The 20,656-nt window shown below is 58.4% G+C and carries 14 protein-coding genes and 5 pseudogenes; 6 read left to right on the top strand and 13 right to left on the bottom strand.

Annotation, left to right across the window (positions count from 1 at the left end):
• The first annotated feature begins 417 nt into the window (after positions 1–417).
• Both MJ8_RS07135 and MJ8_RS32750 read left to right on the top strand, forming a co-directional pair.
• Positions 418–906: a GNAT family N-acetyltransferase gene (locus MJ8_RS07135; RefSeq protein WP_263649642.1), complete on the top strand. Its 489-nt coding sequence runs from the start codon at positions 418–420 to the stop codon at positions 904–906.
• 425 nt (positions 907–1,331) lie between these two features.
• Positions 1,332–1,580: pseudogene (locus tag MJ8_RS32750) on the top strand (IS110 family transposase); the annotation flags it as partial.
• Positions 1,581–1,647: 67 nt separating this feature from the next.
• On the opposite strand, the pseudogene MJ8_RS07120 reads toward MJ8_RS32750, so the two are convergent.
• Positions 1,648–2,799, bottom strand: a pseudogene (locus MJ8_RS07120) (IS256 family transposase).
• 158 nt (positions 2,800–2,957) lie between these two features.
• Between MJ8_RS07120 and MJ8_RS07115 the strand changes: the two are divergent.
• Positions 2,958–3,749 (top strand): annotated as a pseudogene (locus MJ8_RS07115) (IS3 family transposase); the annotation flags it as partial.
• A gap of 107 nt (positions 3,750–3,856) precedes the next feature.
• Here MJ8_RS07115 and MJ8_RS32745 read toward each other — a convergent pair.
• Together MJ8_RS32745 and MJ8_RS07105 are read right to left on the bottom strand one after the other, a co-directional pair.
• Positions 3,857–4,102, bottom strand: a complete 246-nt coding sequence (locus MJ8_RS32745; protein ID WP_412177109.1) for a M24 family metallopeptidase — start codon at positions 4,100–4,102, stop codon at positions 3,857–3,859.
• Positions 4,103–4,587: 485 nt separating this feature from the next.
• Positions 4,588–5,514: a TauD/TfdA dioxygenase family protein gene (locus MJ8_RS07105; RefSeq protein WP_201413725.1), complete on the bottom strand. Its 927-nt coding sequence runs from the start codon at positions 5,512–5,514 to the stop codon at positions 4,588–4,590.
• A gap of 1,254 nt (positions 5,515–6,768) precedes the next feature.
• On the opposite strand from MJ8_RS07105, the pseudogene MJ8_RS32740 reads away from it, so the two are divergent.
• Positions 6,769–6,987 (top strand): annotated as a pseudogene (locus MJ8_RS32740) (IS66 family transposase); the annotation flags it as partial.
• Positions 6,988–7,005: 18 nt separating this feature from the next.
• Here the strand turns inward: MJ8_RS32740 and MJ8_RS32180 are convergent.
• The 6 genes and pseudogenes from MJ8_RS32180 to MJ8_RS07055 all read right to left on the bottom strand — a co-directional run.
• Positions 7,006–8,321, bottom strand: a pseudogene (locus tag MJ8_RS32180) (zinc ribbon domain-containing protein); the annotation flags it as partial.
• A gap of 739 nt (positions 8,322–9,060) precedes the next feature.
• The gene (locus MJ8_RS07075) at positions 9,061–9,900 is read right to left on the bottom strand and encodes a LuxR family transcriptional regulator (protein ID WP_201413721.1); all 840 of its coding nucleotides are present in this window, start codon (positions 9,898–9,900) and stop codon (positions 9,061–9,063) included.
• Positions 9,901–11,153: 1,253 nt separating this feature from the next.
• Positions 11,154–11,435: a hypothetical protein gene (locus MJ8_RS07070; protein ID WP_201413720.1), complete on the bottom strand. Its 282-nt coding sequence runs from the start codon at positions 11,433–11,435 to the stop codon at positions 11,154–11,156.
• 285 nt (positions 11,436–11,720) lie between these two features.
• On the bottom strand, positions 11,721–12,563 hold the full coding sequence (locus tag MJ8_RS07065; protein ID WP_201413719.1) for a hypothetical protein: 843 nt from the start codon (positions 12,561–12,563) through the stop codon (positions 11,721–11,723).
• Positions 12,553–13,812: a diaminobutyrate--2-oxoglutarate transaminase gene (gene ectB / locus MJ8_RS07060; RefSeq protein WP_201413718.1), complete on the bottom strand. Its 1,260-nt coding sequence runs from the start codon at positions 13,810–13,812 to the stop codon at positions 12,553–12,555. The genes MJ8_RS07065 and ectB overlap by 11 nt, the downstream gene beginning before the upstream one ends.
• A 146-nt stretch (positions 13,813–13,958) precedes the next feature.
• Positions 13,959–14,648: an OmpW/AlkL family protein gene (locus MJ8_RS07055; protein WP_201415336.1), complete on the bottom strand. Its 690-nt coding sequence runs from the start codon at positions 14,646–14,648 to the stop codon at positions 13,959–13,961.
• A 1,530-nt stretch (positions 14,649–16,178) separates the two neighbouring features.
• Here MJ8_RS07055 and MJ8_RS32735 point away from each other — a divergent pair.
• Positions 16,179–16,841 (top strand): SAM-dependent methyltransferase, encoded by a 663-nt coding sequence (locus MJ8_RS32735; protein WP_412177097.1) that lies wholly within the window; start codon positions 16,179–16,181, stop codon positions 16,839–16,841.
• A complete protein-coding gene (locus tag MJ8_RS07045; RefSeq protein ID WP_225248163.1) occupies positions 16,756–17,241 on the top strand; it encodes an exopolysaccharide production repressor protein in 486 nt (161 codons plus the stop codon). Before MJ8_RS32735 ends, MJ8_RS07045 begins: the two co-directional genes overlap by 86 nt.
• A 1,171-nt stretch (positions 17,242–18,412) precedes the next feature.
• Here the strand turns inward: MJ8_RS07045 and MJ8_RS07040 are convergent.
• The 4 genes from MJ8_RS07040 to MJ8_RS07025 form a co-directional block, all read right to left on the bottom strand.
• Positions 18,413–19,426: a 1-aminocyclopropane-1-carboxylate deaminase gene (locus tag MJ8_RS07040; protein ID WP_201413715.1), complete on the bottom strand. Its 1,014-nt coding sequence runs from the start codon at positions 19,424–19,426 to the stop codon at positions 18,413–18,415.
• A gap of 341 nt (positions 19,427–19,767) precedes the next feature.
• A complete protein-coding gene (locus MJ8_RS07035; protein ID WP_225248292.1) occupies positions 19,768–20,034 on the bottom strand; it encodes an exopolysaccharide production repressor protein in 267 nt (88 codons plus the stop codon).
• A gap of 81 nt (positions 20,035–20,115) precedes the next feature.
• Positions 20,116–20,433, bottom strand: a complete 318-nt coding sequence (fdxB, locus tag MJ8_RS07030) for a ferredoxin III, nif-specific (protein WP_201413713.1) — start codon at positions 20,431–20,433, stop codon at positions 20,116–20,118.
• A complete protein-coding gene (locus MJ8_RS07025) occupies positions 20,430–20,633 on the bottom strand; it encodes a CCE_0567 family metalloprotein (RefSeq protein WP_201415335.1) in 204 nt (67 codons plus the stop codon). The genes fdxB and MJ8_RS07025 overlap by 4 nt, the downstream gene beginning before the upstream one ends.
• Positions 20,634–20,656: the final 23 nt, after the last annotated feature.

Genomic DNA, 20,656 nt, shown 5'->3' with positions numbered 1-20,656 from the left:
GTGAAAGTAAATTCCGCATAGGGGTCACTGCTGCACAAAGGACATAAATCTGCATTTATCACGAAAACTTAACAAGACGTGGTGCGCTCAGGTGATAAAGCTTTCGGTGCTGCCAGCGCAGATGATGCTCGAGCGCAATCCTGCGACCGGTAACTTTATGCACCCGTGCACGAGCGACAACATCAGCGCGAATGGCTGCGGAGCGAGACTATGGAAAACCTGCCGACAACAGCGGTCCTGCAACTTCGAGGGCTGTCAACCAGAGTGCCCGACCAGTTTTACTCGGTCCCGGCGGCGCATTTTCCGAAGTGGGCCAAGGAGGCATTTTGCGCTTCGCCCATATCGGTCTGTTGACAAATGAGGCTGGCAACTGAACGTCTCATATTACGCCCTTTGGAAGACAAAGACCGAAGTCCGATGGCGCGAATTTTCGGTGATGCGCACGTCAGACGTTTCTACCCCAAAGTGCTAACGGTTGAGGAAACTAATGTCAGGATCAACCTTGCCATCGAGCGCGCTCGGACTGAGGGGTTCCATTTTCAGGCAGCGGAACTGAAGGGCAGCGGAGAGCTCATCGGTTTGATTGGGCTCGGCGTCCTCTCAGAGTGGGTGCAGGCGGCAAATCCCAGCCATCGGACCGTCGAAATCGGATGGATGCTCGCAAAGGAGCATTGGGGCAAAGGGCTCGCGCCGGAAGGCGCGCGGGAGTGGCTCGACTACGCCTGGTCAATCGGTCTACCCGAGGTCTTAGCTGTCACCGCCAAGGAGAACGCACCGAGCCAAAGGGTTATGCAGAAGATCGGCATGACTTATGATCCCGCAGGCGATTATGAGGACCTACGGCTCGACGAGGGCCATTGGTTGCGGCCTCGTGTGGTCTACCGGAAGCGGAATCCGACGTCATAAGAGCCGCATCCTGTCACAATTGAACAAATCATTCAGCCGAGATGATACTGCATGTCAGGCGAACGTATCTCACTGTCGCCGGGAGGATTTTGGCACGCCATTGACCTTGCGGTGGTCGAGAATCGAAATTCATAGGCGCGGAAGCCCTGGCCGTTTGTCCCCTCGGAGACGCAAGGCGCCGTAACCCGGTCGCAACGCTCCAGGCCTCCGCATGGCAACTGGTCCGGATCGGGTTGGAGCTGGACCGTTGTCACAGAGGCTATTCAGCGTATTGGCCGAAGCAGGCTTGCCCATAGTGTGCATTGAGACCCGCCAGACTAAGACATTGCTCAAGGCGCAGATGAACAAGTCCGACCGCAACGATGCGCGCGGCAATATCCAGATGATGCGGGTCAAGCTGTTCCGCCCCAGTGCACGCCAAGACAGTGACGAGCCAGCAGCGCCGCGCCGTGCTCACGCCTCGAAAGCTGCTGCAGGAGAAGGCCATCGCGATCGAGAACGACATCCGCGGCTTGCTGCGCAAATGGGTGCGCGATCTGTCGACGAATACTGAGCTGAAGGCGGAGCGCGACATCCTAAAAAAGTTCCCCAGCCTACATCGCGCGGGAAGTGACATGAGATTCGCTTTCATCGCGAGACACCGGAACATCTGGCCGGTGGCATGGCTGTGTGAGATCGTGTCTCAGGAAGTGGTGTAGCTGACGGCGTTGGTCGCCGTGCTCTCCGGCATGGCCGGGCTGATCAGCGTGCCACGGCGGGCAGGCTGATGAGGGGATCATCGCTCATCTGGCTGATGGTTTCCAGTGTCATGTAGCGGGCCCGCTGCACGGCCCATTCATCGTTCTGCTCGAGCAGCAGCGCGCCGACGAGGCGGAGGATGGCGTTGTCGTTGGGGAAGATGCCGACGACCTCGGTTCGGCGCTTGATCTCGCCGTTGAGACGCTCGATCGGATTCGTGCTGTGAAGCTTGGCCCGATGCTCCTTCGGGAAGGTCATGTAGGCGAGCACGTCGGGTTCGGCGTTGTCGAGGATGGCGGCCAGCTTCGGCACCTTCGGCCTGATCTGGTCGGCGACGGCGCGCCACTGGGCACTGGCGGCTTCGGGCGTCTCCTGCGCGAAGGCGGTGGCGATGAAGGACGCGGCGGCCGCTCTTGCCGGCATGCGCCAGCACGTTCCTCATGAAGTGGACGCGGCAGCGCACCCTCATGGGCATCGGAGACGACAAGCTTGACCCCGCGCAGGCCGCGCCGGGTGAGCTTGCGCAGGAACTCCGTCCAGATCGGCTCGGCCTCCGAGGTGCCTATCTCCATGCCGAGCACCTCGCGCCGGCCGTCGGTGTTCACGCCCACCGCGATGATGACGGCGACCGAGACGATGCGGCCGCCGCGGCGCAACCTTGAGATAAGTCGCATTGATCCAAAGATACGGCCAGTCACCTTCGATCGGCCGTTCGAGGAAGGCCTTCACCTTGCCGTCGATCTCTTCGCACAGCCGCGACACCTGGCTCTTGGAGATGCCGCTCATGCCCATCGCCTTAACCAGGTCGTCGACCGAGCGGGTCGAGATACCTTGGACGTAGGCCTCCTGGATGACGGCAGTCAGCGCCTTCTCAGCCATGCGGCGAGGCTCTAGGAAGCTGGGGAAGTAGGAGCCTTTCCTCAGCTTGGGGATGCGCAGCTCGACCGTTCCGGCCCGGGTCTCCCAATCCCTGTCGCGGTAGCCATTGCGCTGGGCGGTCCGCACCGTGCTCTTCTCGCCATAGCCGGCGCCTGTCGCGGCACCCACCTCCAGTTCCATCAGACGCTCAGCGGCAAAGCCGATCATCTCGCGCAGGAGATCGGCATCGGGGGTCTTCTCCACGAGCGCGCGCAGGTTCATCATGTCGTCGGTCATCGGTGGTTCCTTCGAATCAGGTTGGTGTCAGCAACCCGACCCTAACGGAAGAACATCGATGACCACCGCTGCGCCGCTCACTCGCTACGGCGCCATTGAGGGCGCGCTCGCGAGCGGCTTCGCTACCGCCGAGCTACACCACCTCGCGGGACACGACCCTGTGTGACGCGCTGGATGTGTCCCGCTCAGGCGTCCATGCCTGGCTCTCCCAGCCCCAGTTCCTCGGCACGATGAAGTGTTGGTGACGGCGATCGACCGGAGCTTCAAGAGTAGCGACCGAACCTGTGGCACCAGGCGCGTCTGGCATGAACGTGCTGGCCGAGGGTCTCTCCTTTGGCCTGCATCGCATCGAGAGGCTCATGTAGGGGAATGGTCTGCGTGCCCGGCCTCGGCGCCGCGGACTGCCGAAGGACGTGGGAGACCGACAGTGTCGAACAATCTCCTTGACGGCGCCTTCGAGGCATCGGCGTCAACCAGAAGTCGGTCGCCGACTTCACCTACATCTGGACCGCTGAAGGTTGGCTCTACGTTGGCGCCGTGGTCGATCTATTCTCTCGTCGTGTCGTCGGCTGGGCGATGAAGGCGGAGATGACGGCGCAGCTCGTCACCGCCCTCCTGATCATGGCGATCTGGCGCAGAGGCAGGCCGGACAGCCTGCTGCACCACAGCGACCAGGCATCCAATACACCACGAACAGTTCCAGCGTCTGATTGCCGACCACGGCATCAGCCGCTCGATGAGCCGGTCGGGCAATGTCTGGGATGCAGTAATGGAGAGCTTCTTCTCGTCGCTGAAAACCGAGCGGACGGCCCGCAGGTCTACAGAGCGAGGGTGACGCCAGGGGCGGAAATGTTGGATTATATCGAGCGCTTCTACAACCTCGGCGAAGGCACTCGACACTGGGCTATCTGAGCCTCGTCGAGTTCGAGGAGCAAGGTATGCTAGCTTAACCGCGGAAAAACCGCCAGCAGGCCATAGGTGCCAGGCCATAGGTGCCCGGCTTAACCGCGGCAACGAGGGCATCAATGACCTCCTCGGCCAACGCACCGGACCATCCCTACGGTGTATTCGTGTTTTGATGCAGAAAAGCTGGTTCGTTTTTTCTAATTGGATGCTGAGATGGCGGACCATGAGGCAGCCTAGTCCGTTCCCCGAACAATATGGTACCGGAAGAAAGCCCGACTTCCCCGCGAGCGTTGCTGGTTTCTGCCCTGACGGCGGCCGCCATAGTCGCTGTCATCTCCAGTTCGGTAACACCTTCCCGTAGCGAACTTTGAAAGGTTCGCACTGCCAAATCTGTCATGCGCATTGCGTCGCGCATGCACTCAAGTTCTAGCTCGCCCTTCACCGCTCCCACCGAAGAAACCAGCCGAGTCGCGTCAGCGATCTTTAAGTCGGGAAGCTGCGCCTGAAGTGCATCGACATCTGCAAGCGCGAGGTTCCAACAGCCAAGTTCAAAAGGTGCGAAGCATCCACCACTGCCATCGTATCCGCTGAGATAGCGAAGATGGCCGTAGGCAGTCACTACGAGTGCGTCTAGCCCGGGCTCGCCACTGCCTCCAGCACGTTGAGACGCCTGCGCTCGTACTCGGATCTCGGGATCGGAACTCTAGTCAGTGGAATAGCTGAGGACATTGGCCATCTACCTCAAAGATTTGCCCTGTTGTGGTTCGGTTCCGCAACTTCTGCGTATCCAAGCCGGTGAAAATTACGCCGTTCTGTTTCAACTTTCGCCCTCGCTAAGCATATGGCAGGCTCCGGATTTCCCGGAACCAATCCGAATTCAGCCTACCGCGGGGGCGATCGACCTTCACTCTGAAGTACGGTCTGGACGACCTTTGCCGCCGTCGCTGGCTGGATAAACTTAGATCGCGCAACACTGTGCCGGCCGTCGACGCTGACGGGCACCTCGCCCTCGATGGTTACGCGACGAACGATCCGGCGTTGGTCACCGTAATCCTTGGTCGCACAATGCATCGTTGCTCGATTGTCCCAGATCGCGACATCACCCCGCTTCCACTTCCAGCGCACCGTGTTTTCCTGCGCGGTGACATGAGATTCAAATAAGTCGAAGAGCCTCTGGCCGTCATATTTGGAGACACCAACGAAACGCGCAACATACACGCCGAGCACAAGCGTGCGCTCGCCAGTCTCAGGGTGGACGCGTACGACTGGATGCTCTGTCTCGATTATCGGGCCAGTATGCGGCTCGGTAGAAGACCTGAGATAAGACCCGGGGAAGCTGTGAATAGCCCAGAGCTCGTCGGCAAGCCGTCGCAGCGGCAAAGGTAAGTCGAGATATGCAGCCGCCGTGTTTGACCACACGGTGTCGCCGCCGACCAGTGGGATCACAACGCTTCGCAGCACCGCGATCTTGGGATAGGCGTCCATGCAGGACCAATCTATATGCCAAACATCAGCCCCTATATCGCCATGGGCGGAATCAATGTCGAAAATCGGCGTCGTTCCCTCCGGATATGGCGAGGACTTCCCGAATCGCTGAGCAAAGCGCTCCTGCTCAGCGTCCTCGAGATGACCCTGGTCGCGAAAGAAAATGACCTTGTGCTCAAGCATCAAGCCGTTTATCGCAGCGATGGTCCGATCCGGTAAATCGGCCGACAGTCTGACATTCCTGATTTCAGCACCGATGCGCGCTGTGCATTTGATGACATCCGTAGGTGGAATGACATTGTCGATCAATTCCATTTCACTCATGGGGGCATTCTCCGGTGCTGCAGTTTGGTTTGCCATTCGCAGTCGGTAGTGTTTCATATGTTATTGCGAACCGCACCTACCACTCTTGGTAGGCTGATCTTGCCTGAAGCGAGGTCAGCGCGGCGCCCGGATGGAATCGCCTTGCCGCCGAAGTCATGCGGCGCCGACGCCAAGCGGCTACGGAGATTGACTTCCGACGCGTCAAAGGAAAAATGGGCATTCGCGCCTCAGCTCTTCTCCGAACCGGATTCCGACAGCGGATGCAGCCGCCGAGCCGGGTCTCCCGCAACTGAACGACGGCTAAAGCGTACGAACTGTCTATTAGTGGGATCTCGTCGGTTGCGACGGTCTCGGTCACAGCCACGAGCAAACTGTGGGAGGTTGAGGACGAGGTCCGCGGCAGAATAGCCGCGTTGCGCTGCGTCGGGAAACGTCCGCGGCCATCGTCGAGGTTCTTCGAGCACGGGAAAAAGGCCCTATAGACTAGGCAAGGTTTTCGGATAATCCGAAGTGCCGAGGCGATCTGCTACGCGCTCACCCGGCGTGCACCCTGGACTGACACACAAAAAATCGCCGCCAGTTTTCTGCAGCATTTTGCAACCAAGTGGAAAATGCGGCGAAAACAAACGGATAAAGCGGGATGCCAGGTTCAATTCAAATGCAACTCGATCTACCAGTTCGTAGTCGCCTGATTGTCACCGCCTTCCCTGACATCGTCGTGATGGCCTATAAGACGTGTTTAACGACGTCGTTTGTATGTGTCTTGTGCGAGTTTTGCGATGCGTGTCGAGATTCTTGGTGCCGAACGGCGTCGTCGCTGGGGTGATAGGAAGAAGCTCGACATCGCCATGTGGTTGGCGACTGGGACTGAGGTTGCCGAGCGGCATGATGTGACACGGCAGCAGATTTACACCTGGCGGCGAGAGCTGGGGAAGGGCCTTTGTTGCCGTCGGCGGGTCCCATGTTCTTCCGTGGACATGCCCGTGGCTCAGAGTGAACCCGGTATGGCACACCGGGATCGAGTTCCGTGCGCTCGCGAATTGCCTTGTGCGATACGCGGACGCGTCTTGTGGGCGAAGACACAAGCGAAATCCTCGACATGATCGCCGCGCAGATAGAGGCGTAGTTCACCGCCAGGCGGGGCAGCAGGCGTCGCCCAGCCGTCTGATACCAGGCAGCATGGCTGGCGCCGGCCTTCTGGCTTACATCCTGGTCTCGAAGTTCGACGACGACCTGCCATTGGATCGCCTGAATGCCGATGCCATCCTTGCCGCGCGTCAGAAGCATAGTAAACCAAAGATCGGGGAATTCCGTGTCTGGATCGAAACGACCGGCATTCCTGGCAAGAGTGATTTGGCAAAAGCCTTATGGCCTGAGCCGCTGCCCATCATTGTGCCTGTTCCTCGAAGACGGCCGCGTCGCCATGGACACGATGCCGTCAAGCGAGCCCTGCGCCCGATTGGGACGATGCGTTCATTGTGCATCCCTCTCTCAAGTGCCTTGAAACATTGGAAGTTGGTTCTGGAAATCCGTGGGACACGGAGCTTCTTTGCGCCTCAGCGCGGTCTGAACCACCTCGCTCTGCAGGTCTGACAGCCTCTCTGGTATGGCGCACCCCGGACAAGCTGACGGGCGGGGAGAATTTGCTCCTTTATGAGGCGGCGGATGGTGTGGTTCGTGACGTTCAGCTCCCTGGCCGCTTCCGTCATGGTGCGCCATTCGCTGGTCTTGTCGGCCGAAAAGTACGCATCGTTTCCGTTGACACGGCGGATTGAGCTCACCCGTTTGGCTGTCCAGGTTTTGTTTTGCCCGGTGCGCAAACCCATCCGGTTGAGAGACGCGGCAATGTGGTCGTCGGCCCAGCGCCCCGCCATGCTGCGGATGACCTCCAGGGCGTCTTCGGAAGTGGTGCACCCATGCTCGCCCGACTTCGGCTTGCGGACCCGCAATTGCGAGTGCTGGCCGCCGCGCCAATGAATCGTCAGCACGACCTCGCGCGTCGCTTCGTCGACGTCCGCAAGGATGTCGGTGACGAGCGCGCCGAGGAGTCGTTAGCGAGCGCGCATGGTCACGCCCGGTGCGTTCCACGCGGCATCGAGATCCTCAGCTAGCCTGGCGAAGTCGGGCAGAGCGGCCGCCGGGTCGGGCGCCCGCGCCGCCTTCAGTCGTGCCTCGCACGCCTCGACGCGACGAAGCGCTGTCTCCCAGCCCTTCTCGAGCTGCGCGGCAATGAGGCGATTATCAGGGTCGCAGGCAGCGTAGCGCCGTTCCGCGAGCGAGGCCTCATACCGAGCCTGTTGCAGCTCGAGCTCCACGATGCGCTGCTGTTCACTGCGACCTTCCACGTAACTCCGTCCGGGCTCCACTGCCGCCTCGATCGCCATTGGTTCGACCACCCGGAGCAGCTCTTTGGCGACTGCGGCGTCGACACGGAGACCGCCGAACGTGAAGCACCGGGGCAGCCCGAGCATCAGGTTAGGACGATCACAGCGGTAGACGGGCTGACCCGGCGGACCGCCCAAGTAGCTTACCATCAAACGGCGCCCACAACGTCCACAGGAAAGTAGCCCAGCCGGCAGCGCCCGTCCGCCTCGGCCGGACTTCGCCCCTCCGATCTTGGCATAGTTGTTGAAGGCAAGCTGCTTCTGGTTCCGCTCGAACTCGGCCGAGCCGATGTAGCTGTCGCGGTGATCCTTCAGGGGAACCTCCCACTCCTCAAGCGGCTTGCGATAGCCGTAGCTCGTTCGGGCGCGTCCATCGATGATCTCGGTGCGCTTCTCGCCTTTGCCGTAGGCATACGCGTCGGCGCCCGGCGTGGTCATCGTCGTGGCCGTGTGGATGCTTGATCCCGCCATCTGTGCCGGAATGACGCTCGGCGCGCCACGCGTATCCATAGCGGCGCTGGCCGAGTTGCATCAGCTGCTGATCGGGGGCAGGGAATCAGGCGAAGCTCTCTAGGGTCCTGATCGATAGTGCGAAGGCTCTTGTCCACCACTATGACGCGGTGACGCGCTAGGTAAGCTTCAACGCGCGGTAAGCTCGCGCCTCAACGCGTCGAATGGTGCTCGGACCGGATCAACCAAATTGGCGAAAAAGGCATCGGCGCAGGCTTCGGCGCGGGAATAGCCTTGTGGACCATGTCCCTAGCCTCCGGCCAGTCCGCGCCAATGCAATTGCGCCAACGTGACCGCGTTCCGTCGGCTGTTTTTCACGCGCGCGCCCGACCGCCTCCGGATCAGGCGGGGGCGCCATATTGTCCAGCCTTCACAGCCAAAAGTCGGACTAATTTCGACCCCAGACACTCTGGCCTCGCCCGTACGACGCCCACCTCCGCGAATGCCACGTGTACTTCGTCTAAGCTAAGATAAGCTCGACAACCTTCCGCTATACCCTCCCATGGCTGGGCCATGCTTGCGTGAAGAGATCAACTTGGCCCAACGCGCGACCCTCGTTTTTCAATCGCATGAACGAAAGGCTACCGATTCTCGCTCGGGAACCATGATGACCGCTCCTGACTTTCGGCATGACGATGTTCGATGCCTCGTTTTACAATTCGACAACTCCGACGTTTATGGCTCTTATAGCCGCGACCGTTCTACTAGAAGCGTTCAATTTTTCCTTTACGTTTTTAATATGAAAATTAACCGTATTTACAGATATTTCTAAGATCTGTCCTATTTCCCACGATGATTTTCCTCTTGCCGTCCACAGAATACATTCCTTTTCTCTTGGAGTGAGGTTAGGAATTTCCTGGATATCACTCCAATTCGAACACTTCGAAACCCTAAGGTGGAAATGAAACGCGGCAACCTGCAAGTAAGTTATCATTTTATTTTGGAACTTCAGCCCCTCGGATTGAGCAAAGCTGACGACCCAAGCGCTGCCATCGGGGCCGTGCAGTGGAACACTTATGCCTGACCTTAAGCCGAACGCTGCAGCCTCATCGAGAACGCGCCGTTCGTGTTCGGTTGTGCTTGCGTCGCAGTACATGTCACTCCATTGAAAGGCGCCTGCCTGCCTTCGAAGCGCTTTGATTATTGGATCTATCCGGTCATAACCCATTTCGAAACAGCGTTTCTGCCATCCATTAGGATAATTCAGCATGACTGCCAGATCGCGTTGGAATGGCTTTAGAAAGTTTGGGTCGGGTGCAAGGGGGCCATAGGCGGTCCACGGGCAATCAAGATTCAAGGCAAAAGCACATAACAGATCGAACAACTGTTTGGGTTCAGTAGTCCCATCAATTCGGTCGAGAAATTGGCCAAATTCGACCGCAAACGCCTCTCTGGCTGCCTTCTGGAACTGCATCGTTGCCATGAAAGAAAACCAGTCGGACACCCGGCGTGTTAACCCTCGAAGTTGAGAGACCGAGTGATCGGTGGGCATTGCGTAGCTTCTGCTCCGCAACCATTTGCGCTCGACGTAGTCACTTGCATCTGCCCGCTGCTTTGGCTGCGGCTGTTCGCATAGTCATCTGCTGCCAGCACCGCCAAAGCTCTATCACATCGACGCGGTGCTTAACGTTATATTAAGTTAACTGTACGTTACGTTCACTGTTCGCAATTGTAAAATTGTTCGCAATGTTCTAGCGTCACATGTTAATTACTAGGCGCATCCCGATTGAAAAGTCAGTTAGCGCCTTGATGCCCGGCGATCGGCTTTAGGCGGCCTGAACCGGTCTGGTCGAGCTTGGGCCCAACGCCGTCGGACGGATGTCGCGCAGGAAGTCCGTGTAGCCGCTGTCGTAGCCGATTTCCTGTAGTTCCAGGAAAGGACAGCTGCCGGTGATACCGGGATACGCGTGACACGCTCACGAAGATAGGCCCTAAAGGGAGCAATCACTATGTGATGCCGCTTGCGCGGGGCCCATAGATCGGAGCCTTGAGCGGGGGCGGTCGGCGAACTGTGACGGCCGAAGTACTATGAACCAACCGCGCTCGATTAAATTCCAGCGCATTTTGGCCAAATCGACTCCTCATTCTCGCCGAACGCAGCTATTTGCGATTCGTATGGTCTTTGGGCGCCGACTGTTCCAGCTGATCAGTCGACTGCGAGCGCAGCTCTATCACCGTCACCACCAATATCGCCTTTGACCAATTACCAAATGTCTTCGCCGGCCGGCGTCAAGATGATAACCCGCTGCTCGACCGGCCTGACTGATCGCTGCTCGATGATCGAGACTAGCAACGAATCTGGTGTTTCAACAGCCTCACAGATCATTTGAAGATTTGCGTCCTTTTGCTGATCAGACGCTGCACCTCCTTTTCCTGTTCCATTTCACTCGCTGCATTTTTCATCTACACCATATTCCCGCTTGCGATTGCCGCCTTCGTGAACCGCCATTGAGTGCTGATGGCGGCCGGTGGCGCAGCCACCAACCCGATGTGAGCACCGTCCGATCTTGTATTTCTGAAGTAGAGCCGCGCGGCGCACAGCTAACCAGCATGATAATGGCGCGCGCATAGGCCAATTCGACATCATGTATCGACCGATTTTACACTGCGATCGAAGCCAACATAATCTTGGTATTTTCTCGCAACTCACCTGCTAGTGATTTCACTCAACAGACGGGTCCTGTTTGGAATTCTCCTTTGGCGGCGTGTACGCGAGTCTGCCCGATGCGGGCACAGGAATCTCGCTCACCGTCTCTTCGATTGATCGCCAGCGCCTGCTGCTCTGATGCACGATCGCAATGCGTCGCAGAGCAAGCCACCGACCAGCGCGCTGTGTTCCTCATCGACGACGCTCGACCGGCAAAACTTGCGGCTGGGCGACGACTTCTGGGCCGAAATCATCCTGATGAGCGCACCGATCGCATCGACACTGTCGAAATCATGCGGCAAACCGGCAAGCCCAAGACCCGCATGTGACGCTGGCAAGATCGCTTCGCGGCTGAGGGCTTCGAAGCTGTTGCGCGGCAAGACGCGACCCTCACTCAATTCCGCCGCCGACCGCAAGTAGCCGAGCGCGTGGTGGCGCTGACATTGAAAGACCCGCCCCCCGCGAAACGACGCACAGAACCGCCGACCAGACTCCTTTCGATGGAGCGAGGTGTACAACGCGTCGCAGGTCGGAAGCATCAAAACGGGGGATCAGGATAGTGTCGGCCTTTCGAAGCCCGAGGTCTGTCTGAAACCACCTAACCCCTATGACGGATGTGATACGTTCACTATTGTGCAAATCAGTGCGTCCTTGTCGACGAACCCTCAGGTCCACCACAGAACGAGATCCGGCCGCGCGAATCCGAAAAAGCTATTGAGTACCAACCGCCGCTTTCCGTTACCTGATTGACCGGTGACCCCGTGGACGAAACCGCCGTCGATCAGAGCGATGTCCCCGGCCTTGAGCTGGAATTCCCGAGAAGGAATGTCTTGAAGATAGGCAGCCGAATAGGGATATCCCGTGGTCTCTACACCTTGCGACTTTCGGTCAGTGACTGTCGGCTTGTGATACCAGAGCCGCAGATTGCCACCCTGCTCGGCCATGCTAGGATAGAAGTTGAGCGCTGCGACGGTGTTGTGCGCCACCGCAGAAAGGTCGTAATCGTTCCCAGCACATAACACTTGAGCGACGTCATCATGTGGGTCCAAGGAAAATGTGCCGCTGCCAGACCAACTGAGAGCGCGACAAACATTAGCCTGACCGTGCTCCGAACGGGCCAGCCGCAATTCAACGCCCTGTTTTTGAAGCTCGCGTTTCAACGCGTCGAATAGTGCTCGGACCGGATCAACCAAACTGCCGAAAAGGGCATCGACGTACGTGCGCGCCGTTTCTGACTCTGCGAAATACGCAGCTGCATCCTTCCTGTAGTGGGATGCGCCGACATATTGTCCGGGGACGCCGTCATTACGCTCCCCGAGACCGGGGCTGTCAACAAAGTTCGCGGTGATTTCTTCGGCTATTTCCGTACTGAAAGCTTGTTTGACGTGCAGAGCGGTGATCTCACCTTTCAGGACTGAGATGATTTCCGCCGTGCTGATTGAGCCGGTTCGTTCCATAATTGTAGGAGGCGAGATCGCCGGCGCCCGAGATGCTTGGTTAGTGCCCATCGGCTTGCTCCTTTAATGCGTGATCCAGGATGGCGATGCCATGATCGAGTTCGTCGTCGGTGATGGTGATCGGAGGTAGGACTTTGATCACGTCGCGATTTGGTCCTGACGATTCGACTAGCAGGCCATTTTCGAATGCGACATCGTGCACCCGGCCGACAGCGGCCTGTGAACGGCATTTGAGGCCGGCCATCAGACCGCGGCCGCGCTTTTGCTCGATGCACCCGGGATATTTGGCAACGAGGCTATCCAGGTGTTCTTGCAGTCTGGCGGCTGTTCGCTCAACGCCTGCAATAAACTGCGTGTCGGACCACAATTTGCACATAGCCCCTGCAGTCACGAAGGCGAGATTGTTGCCTCTGAAGGTCCCGCTGTGTTCTCCCGGATTCCAAATGTCCAGGTCGGGGCGGATCAGAACGATGGAGAACGGGCTACCTGATGCGCTTAGGGACTTTGAGAGGCATACGATGTCGGGATCAATACCCGCGAACTCGAATGAGAAGAACTCGCCAGTTCGTCCCGCACCCGCCTGGATGTCGTCGACGATCAAGACAACACCGTGCCTGCGGCAAATGCGCTGGATTTCTGAAAGCCAAGCAGCTGACGCCGTGTTCATTCCGCCTTCCGCCTGAATGGTCTCCAGAATGATAGCTGCTGGCTTTTCAATGCCGCTCCCTGGATCGCCCAATACGAAGTCTATGTAGCTGGCGGAGTCGAACTTTTGGTCCGGATATCCGTCGTATGGGACGCGGATCACATCGTGGCGAGCCACACCCCCCAATTCCCTGGTCGATGCCGAACCCGAAACCGCCAGAGACCCAAGCGACATGCCATGGAACGCATTCGTGAATGCCATGACACTGGAGCGGCCGGTATATTTTCGTGCTAGCGCCAGCGCTGCTTCGTTGGCGTTTGTGCCGGTCGGCCCAGGAAACTGTATCTTGTAGGAAAGACCTCTGGGCTTCAGGATCGAATCCACAAACGCTTCGATGAATTCACGCTTTGCCGAGGTATACATATCGAGCGATAGAAGAATGTTCTCGCCGACGAGATACTCAATCGCCGGCGCCATAATTTTTGGGTTGTTGTGACCGTAATTGAGGGCGCCCGACCCTACGAGGAAATCGATATATGGATTACCGGCCTCGTCCCAGATTGTCGCTCCAAGGGCCCTCTTGAAGACCGTGGGAAAGGACCGGCCGTAGCGACGAACGTTAGATTCGTAAGCCGCGAAAACGTCGGTGTTCATCGTAGGGCTCTGCACGTGGTGCCTCATTGAACAAAGTTGCACATAGGCTCGGTTGCTGGCGACATATCACCCAAGTCAGAATGTCGGCGTCGCAGCTACATCGGGGCGTTTCGCCAGTCGGTGCGAAGGTTTCACATGGCCACCCACTAGAAGCGGTATGTCAGGCCCGCACCAATTAGCCAAGGGTCAAGCTTGGCCTTGCCCCTTAGATCGGTGCCAGCCACTTTGACGGCAAAATCTGGTTGAAGGAAAAGCTTCTTGACATCGAAGTTGACGCCCCAGTGCCGGTCCAGCATGTAATCGAAGCCGACCTGCAGCGCGGCCCCAAAGGTGTTCTTCACATGGAGAGCATCGGCACTTCCGACACTCTGATTATAGAAGACGGTGTAGTTCAGGCCTGCTCCGACATAGGGTCGGAAGGCCCCGAACCGGGTAATATGATATTGCAGCGTGAGAGTGGGTGGCAGCACCCATACCTTTCCGACGTTGCCCAATGGTCCAATCGCTCCGGTGCCGTCGACCTTGGCGGAGGTGGTGGCAAGTATGAGTTCGGCAGCGATGTTTTCCGTGAAGAAATAGGAGATGTCGAATTCCGGGGTTATTGTGTCTGAATAGGAGAGATTGGAACCGGCGATCCCGCCGACGTAACCTGAATCGTTGGTTTTCACTCCTAACGCGCGCATGCGGATCTGCCATGGGGACGGCGCCTCCAGCGTCTCTTGGTCCTGTGCGATGTAGGGTTGCACAGGGTCTGCCGCCAAGGCCTCTGGGCTCACTCCCATAAGGACCATAAGCGCTGTGGCGCCCTGTGCCGCAACCAACCGCACGTTTGTCATCATGTTTTCTCCTAGTGTCTAACATACCGTGGGCTCCGTCGTTTGTGCCTGAGATGACTGCTCATCACTGGCTCTCCGGAACGCTCTGCCAACAGCATTGCATTTGTCGTGCCAACGAGAAGAGCATTGGGAAACGGCATCCTTCGCTTCCGAGGCACTCTTGTCTCGGAGCTAAACTGTTTGTTTCGAGCTGATCCTGTCGTGTTTCTCACAAAGGGCCTGACGACTGCATGCACGCGAGCGAGCCCTGCCCTATTTCAGTAGATGGGTGCGATCCGCATCGCCGGGTTGTGCGGCGGCGAAGTTCTCGCCGTCGACAGGTCGGCCGCCGCACCGCAGAGCTTGGAAGATGCTTGGTCACTGCTAAAGGGCGGAGGCTTGCGCGGTATCAAACTGGTCATCTGCAAAGCGTGGTGCCGATTGGTGGCGCCATCGTCGAGGTCCTCCTGGAGATGGCTTGGCGGCGCTCCAACGGCCTTCTCGTCATCGCCCGCATCTGCTGGGGCAGGCGTGTGTGATCGCGTGCGGCAGGTGCGGAGATGGCGTTGACAAAGCGCCGACTTGCCGAACCGGCGAAAGAGAGCGTGCGATTTGACCACCAGGCAAATCAATGGCCGCGGAACTGGAGCCCGATAAGGCCGCGGGCAAGAAGCCGTACAAAACTTCGCTCGGGATATTGTGGTGAGGAACCGAGCCGTACTTAGGTAAATAGACGCGGCCCCGCTATGAACATACTCAAGGCGCGCATGGACTCGACAGGTTTAACCCTGAAGATTGCCCAGAAGGTTCAACCCGGGGCACGTGAGGGCCATGGCGGCATCGTGCTATCGATTCCTCATCCAGGGTATGCAGCGTTGTCGATGGCGGTCCCGGAGCTGCCCATCAGCGGGATCCGCAAGATTTTGCGGGTCAAGCCTCCACGATGCCAGCAACCGTCGGGCTTGGCCGCAGCGACGCGGGCTTATGGCATAGCTCGGCGGAACCGAACGTTGGGCCGTGGGAGCGGAGACCGGAGGGCTCCGAATTGCGATGCTACGTGGCCCTGCGTGAACTCCCGAAGTGCTCGCTCAGACATCCACTGCGTCGATGTTTTATATCCAAACAATCCATTGTTCCGATCGACAGGTATAAACTATAAAAGGCTCCGATATCTGCCGATAAGTCGATGGCAAGCGAAAGAGCCTGTCCCGTGCTTCAGGAAGTGGCCGTAGGAGGTCCGTTGGTGCGCTCTGAGGTACGGTGGATTAGGACGCTCTTTGTGGCGGGGCAAGATCTCGCCCCTCCCCCTGTCGCCATTGGACAATACGCACTCCGCTTCCGGGTCGCACTGCCCGACAAGACCCATGGCCCGCAGACCATCTATTGGCCATCCTGCCTCTTCTTCGCTGCAAAAGACAATGTGGAGAACAAATCTCTGACTCCGAAGCCGTTAGGTTCGGCGTTTACCGGGAATATAAAGCCACTTCGCATGCCGCATGCTGCCCCAGGTTGCCCGCTGGGGACAGATCCCGCTGATGCAGCCTTGGCCTAATGCGCGCAAAGATGATGGAGGGCACATCATTGGCGCATGACGATCATCAAGCCTTATGTTTGGAATTGGCCGAGAGCAATCCTGGGCCAATCGACGCGAGCACCTTTGAGCGCCACTGGAACAGGCAGTTATTGCGGCTCGCACTTTGCGAGGGCCCCGTAACGCACGGGCTTCAGGTCGGGTGCGGGACCAGGGCTTTCACGGAACAGCTAGCGCCGCATTGCGAACGGCTCACTGCCATGAATGTCGAGCCGAAAGCGCCTTGTCTGACGCGCCTGCGCATGCAGAATTTCTCGCACATCGATTGGGTGGTCTGCGAGGACGAACCCAGCGCAGTCAGGGAGTTGTTCGACCTTATTGTTGGGACCGACGTGCTTTGCCATCCCCCGGGCATAGCGGAACTGCGAGCGCCGCTCGAAAATGTGGTTCGCGTGCTTGCTCCGGACGGTCACCTTGTTTTCGGATCGCGGCGCGGTTCAATTCACCGGCGTTGGGGTCATTTCGCGAGTGCCGGGCCCTCGATAGCCTCATTGCACCCGAAGCGGTCTCAGCTGCCGCGCGTGCGATGCCAGGGGAATGGCTCATGCGAAGACTATTTGGTCCTACTCTTCAAAAACACCGCTCAACCAGCCGAGGGTTCGGCAAGCGAAAGACGGGATTGAGCAAATGGCCGCAGCCCGATTCGTCAGCGGCATAATCGGCACTTTGGCTGTTTTCGCGATCGCCACCTATTGCCTGACCGGGTCGTTCACCGCCGTGTTTGTGCAAGCTGGCCTGTGTGTTTTGCTCATGCAGGTCGCATACTCGCTGGCAGTGGTTTATCTCGTTTGGAAACAGGGCCTCGGGGCGCTGGGCGCACAAAATCCAAACACGCTTTTGCGACAGCTGGACACAAGCCTAGATCGGCGTGTCGGTCGTGCCTGCGCTGAGCTTCGCGCCGACGGCCAATATGAAGGCGAGCCAAGCCCTTGCGCCGAGCTTGCGCATGACAACACTGTCGCCGCTGTCGAACCAGAAGACTCACATTCGATCATGATGTCTGCCGCATCCCCCTCGATCTGAGCTAGAGCCCGGGTTGCGCATCCATGCATGCCCTGCCCAGGCAGGCATTTAGACTGAGGCGAACGCCCGGTCATGGTGAATTCGCCGCGGGTCAGCCTCAGGACATCAGACACCTACGTTGCTGGCGCCGGTGTGGAAGCGGCATTGGCAACAGGCATGATGAAGAACGAAAGAGGCTGCGAACTCTCGCGCTCGAAGTACAAGCCCCTGCTGTAACCCAGCACGCCGCTTGATTCGTGAGCTCATTACCGCGACCTGGATGTCCGTTTCCTACGCGACCGTAGAACCGTCCCGAGCGGATCGTTTCGCATATCGTGGCTTGAGCAGAGTGAACAAAGCCAAAGTCCACGGCTCCCAGCCTCGGCCGATTGAGGCGACAGGACGCGACCTCAACCAATATGGGTGCCCAATAGCGATCGCGGTGGCGACGTACTTGCGCCAGCAGTTGGCAGACGTCGACCTCAAGTACCTCAGTCAGGTCCTGAAACTCAATAATGTCAGCCGGCGTTTACAGCCCTCACACTTAGCTGCGATGATTTTGCGCCCGAGGATGTCCGGGACTTCGCCGGGTCAGGCCTTTGTTCCTGTGCGCTGCAACCAGCTCCTCTATAGACAGGCGCTGACGGGGCGATCGACGCGATTTGACGTAGGGGAGCCGGCCGAGGACGAATCCGTTCATGGAAAAATCCCATTTTCAGATGAGGGGCGCGATATCGAGTTGAGACGTTCTCCGCACCAAGTGTCGATAAAGCTATCGCGGACGAGGTCCCATAGTCGGACGCGCTCACCGTGGGTTTGCAGTCGCTCGATCCTCAGCCCCGCACCCGGGCGGTGAAACCCGGAGAAGAGATCACGGACGTCCTGTCAAGGACACCCTAAATGCGCTCGTGATTGTCTTCATGATCTCATCATCAAACCCGCCCCGGCCGACCCGGGCGGAATGCGCTGGCAACCCGGCCCGCCAGGCCGAGTGATGCATCTGGGAACCGCACGTGATGCAGGCCAACGCGATCCCGGAATTTGGGCGGCGCCCCACCGACGTCGTCAGCTGTATAAATCCATGGCAATATCCACGGGCGACTGCGCCGGCCGCTCCAGAAGCATCGGCTCCCCAGCCGGCAGCCGGCGCGGCGGCTCCCAACCGGGTCGCTGCTGAAGCGTCGCGCCCGGGTCAGCCGTTGCGAAACGTATAACCATAGCCGTTGATCGCCGGCGCACCGCCGAGATGCGCGAAAAGAACCCTCGATCCCTCGGCGAAAAAACCTTTCTGAACGAGGTCGATCAACCCTTGCATCGATTTGCCTTCGTAAACGGGATCGGTAATCATACCCTCGAGTCGCGCACATAGGCGGATCGCCTCCTTCGTTCCGTCGGAGGGAATGCCGTAACACGGGCCGGCGTACCCTTCGAGCAACACCACATCATCCTCGACCGGTTCTATTTCGAGATCGACTAGCTCTGCAGTATGTTGGGCAATGCTAAGCACCTGCGCCTTGGTTCGCGAGGGAGTGGCAGAGGCGTCGATGCCGATGACATTGCGTTGTCGACCGTGCTGAGCAAAGCCGACGAGCATGCCGGCATGCGTCGAGCCCGTGACCGTGCAAACGACGATGAAGTCAAACGCAAACCCCAGCTCTTTCTCCTGAGCGCGCACCTCCTCCGCGAACCCCACATAGCCGAGGCCACCGTACGGGTGAACAGAAGCCCCGGCTGGGATCGCATAGGGTATCCCGCCACTCGCCTTGACCTCGTAGAGCGCTTTTTCCCAACTGTGGCGTATGCCGATGTCAAAGCCTTCCTCGACCAGGCGCACCTCTGCTCCCATGATGCGGCTCAATAAAATATTGCCGACCCGATCATAGACGGCGTCCTCATGGGGAACCCAGCTCTCCTGAACCAGGAGGCATTTCATGCCGATCTTGGCGGCGACCGCGGCCACCATTCGCGTGTGGTTTGACTGCACGCCACCGATCGAGACAAGCGTATCGGCATCTGACGCGATGGCATCGGGAATGATGTATTCGAGCTTGCGCAGCTTGTTTCCACCGAACGCGAGACCGGAGTTGCAGTCCTCGCGTTTGGCGTAGATTTCTACCTTTCCCCCTAAATGCTTGCTGAGCCGGTCCAGCTTTTCGATGGGCGTCGGTCCAAAGGTGAGCGGATAACGCTCGAACTTTTCCAGCATGTTCTCTCCGGGTATCCGTGAACGAGCCGAAACTGGCTGTTCACATCGTTTTGAGGGCGCGTGTTTTGGTCTGAGGTCAGCTGCGCTGTCCGCCGTTTCAGAAGGGCTTCATCACTAGGCTGGCTCCAGCGCCGCATTCGTCATTGGGACCAGCACCGGGCATGCCGACGTGCCGATAGGCTACCAATACCTATCGGACCGAGTGACCTGCTCCCGGGAATAACACGACCAAATCGGGTCGCCGTCGACCCCACCAAGCATAGTGTTCCTTGAAGGATCCACCCATTGTTCATGATTGATCCGAAGTGGCGTGAATCAGACTTTGATCACGTCATCGCGTCTCAGTGCAGCAGCCACATGCCGCCCATCGGAAAGAGCGGAGGCTCATCTGAAGACTCATTCCCGACCTCATCATAGTCGGGCAACTTGTGTCCAACTTCCTTGCTACCGGCGAAATGCTCGGCTCTCTGGCAAGCTCTGTCAGCACAGCGATACCGCCAGATCAGAAAGAGCACGGTTGCGAAATAGCCTACCTGGAGGAGCAGCGAACAAGCCAGCGTTGTGACTACTACCGTGCGGATGGAATGAGAGGCAAAGTAGACAATCACAGCGTTGCTGCACAGGATCAGCCATAGGGCGCGACAAAAGAATCTAAAGGGCAACGCCGTTCTCCTGGTTTGTCCGCCACATCACGCAGCGACCTTGTCGGCCGCAACGTGGGTCTGGCAGTTCTTCGGGCAGACGCGGGCGCAGGCTCCGCAGCCGACGCAACGGCCGGCATGGTCGACGACCATGATCATGCGATTGAGCTCGCCATCGAAATCGTCGTCTTCACCGTCGCAGGGGCCGAGGATTTCGCCCGCGTCATCGACGCCGTAAAGGTGCATGACCTCGCGCGAGCAAACCTTGAAGCAGCGTCCGCAGCCAATGCAGGTGGTGCCATCGATAGCGGTGAGATATTGCGGCATCCATCTGGAGCCATCGCGGGTGACGAACGTGCTCGTCATCGCGAATTCTCCAACGAAGCGAGATCTTTCTTGGCAGCGTCCCACTCGGCAAAAACGGCGAACGTTTTTTCTGCAACCGCCTTGATCTCAGTCCAGTTGACCGGGAGGTCCTCGGCAAGGTCGTGCAATTCCATCTTCGCGGTTCCCGCACGCGACTGCAGCTTGCGGACCTTCTTCTGCAACTCCTCAAGGTCAGACATGATCACTTCCTCGAAAACGGCTT

Origin of the sequence: Mesorhizobium sp. J8, assembly GCF_016591715.1 — a bacterium.
Lineage (GTDB): Bacteria > Pseudomonadota > Alphaproteobacteria > Rhizobiales > Rhizobiaceae > Mesorhizobium.
This window is presented reverse-complemented; position numbering and strand designations above follow the sequence as displayed.

Coding starts and splice junctions, on each gene's coding strand:
- MJ8_RS07105 (WP_201413725.1), bottom strand. CDS start 5,514: ATGAGTGAAATGGAATTGATCGACAATGTCATTCCACCTACGGATGTC.
- MJ8_RS07025 (WP_201415335.1), bottom strand. CDS start 20,633: ATGTCTGACCTTGAGGAGTTGCAGAAGAAGGTCCGCAAGCTGCAGTCG.
- MJ8_RS07055 (WP_201415336.1), bottom strand. CDS start 14,648: ATGACAAACGTGCGGTTGGTTGCGGCACAGGGCGCCACAGCGCTTATG.
- MJ8_RS32745 (WP_412177109.1), bottom strand. CDS start 4,102: ATGACAGATTTGGCAGTGCGAACCTTTCAAAGTTCGCTACGGGAAGGT.
- MJ8_RS07045 (WP_225248163.1), top strand. CDS start 16,756: ATGGCTCATGCGAAGACTATTTGGTCCTACTCTTCAAAAACACCGCTC.
- MJ8_RS07040 (WP_201413715.1), bottom strand. CDS start 19,426: ATGCTGGAAAAGTTCGAGCGTTATCCGCTCACCTTTGGACCGACGCCC.
- MJ8_RS07075 (WP_201413721.1), bottom strand. CDS start 9,900: ATGCCCACCGATCACTCGGTCTCTCAACTTCGAGGGTTAACACGCCGG.
- fdxB (WP_201413713.1), bottom strand. CDS start 20,433: ATGACGAGCACGTTCGTCACCCGCGATGGCTCCAGATGGATGCCGCAA.
- ectB (WP_201413718.1), bottom strand. CDS start 13,812: ATGAACACCGACGTTTTCGCGGCTTACGAATCTAACGTTCGTCGCTAC.
- MJ8_RS07065 (WP_201413719.1), bottom strand. CDS start 12,563: ATGGGCACTAACCAAGCATCTCGGGCGCCGGCGATCTCGCCTCCTACA.
- MJ8_RS32735 (WP_412177097.1), top strand. CDS start 16,179: ATGCGCGCAAAGATGATGGAGGGCACATCATTGGCGCATGACGATCAT.
- MJ8_RS07135 (WP_263649642.1), top strand. CDS start 418: ATGGCGCGAATTTTCGGTGATGCGCACGTCAGACGTTTCTACCCCAAA.